Here is a 931-nt window from a genome sequence, read left to right as displayed (position 1 = left end):
GGGCGCCGGCCAGCGCCACCGCCGCGTAGGCGCCCGCCTGCCAGAGCAGCGGCTGGCATACCTGCAGCAGCGCACCGGCGACGCAGCCCAGCAGTGCCGTCGGCAGCAGCCAGGCGCGCTGCGGCAGCGGCGCTGCGGGAGGCAGAGCGGGCGACAGGGCATCCATGGCCGCCATGCTAAGCGCAGCCCGTCCCCTGCCCTGCCGTCCGGCCGGGCCAGCGCCTGTGTAACACTTGCACGCTGCCCCGGCACGCGGGCTGCGGCAGCCCTTCGGCCGGAGCGCAACTCCGCCCACGGACGGGGCCTTTCATTCACCGAGCCAAGGAAGACCATGAGCGTTTACGACCAACTTGCAGCCCTGAACATCACCCTGCCCCCGGTGTCCACGCCGGCGGCGGCCTATGTGCCCTATGTGCAGACCGGCAACCTGGTGTTCCTGAGCGGCCACATCGCGCGCAAGGACGGCAAGCCCTGGGTGGCCCAGCTGGGCCGCGACATCACGACCGAAGAGGCCAAGGGCGCCGCGCGCGCGGTGGCCATCGACCTCATGGGCACGCTGCACGCGGCCACCGGCGGCGACCTCAACCGCGTCCAGCGCATCGTCAAGCTCATGAGCCTGGTCAATTCGACGGCCGACTACACCGAACAGCACCTCGTGACCAACGGCGCCAGCGAGCTGCTGGGCCAGGTGTTTGGCGAGCGCGGCCAGCACGCGCGCAGCGCCTTCGGCGTGGCGCAGATTCCCCTGGGCGCCTGCGTGGAGATCGAACTGATCGCCGAACTGGCCTGACGCTCAAAATGAAAAAGGGCGGCACGCTGGCCGCCCGGGGGTGCTGGCAGCGCGGCACCGCGCTGCAGCGTCAGAAGCTCTCCCACTCATCGTCGGCCCCGACCACGGCGGCCGGGCGCGCCGCGGCAGGCGGCACGGGCG

1 protein-coding gene is annotated in these 931 nt (G+C 72.0%); it reads left to right on the top strand.

The genetic code is table 11. The features are described from left to right. The first annotated feature begins 331 nt into the window (after positions 1-331). Positions 332-790 (top strand): RidA family protein, encoded by a 459-nt coding sequence (locus B2J86_RS17925; protein WP_169170812.1) that lies wholly within the window; start codon positions 332-334, stop codon positions 788-790. The last annotated feature ends 141 nt before the right edge of the window (positions 791-931 follow it).

This window comes from Acidovorax sp. SRB_14 (genome assembly GCF_012932145.1).
Lineage (GTDB): Bacteria > Pseudomonadota > Gammaproteobacteria > Burkholderiales > Burkholderiaceae_C > Simplicispira.
This window is presented reverse-complemented; position numbering and strand designations above follow the sequence as displayed.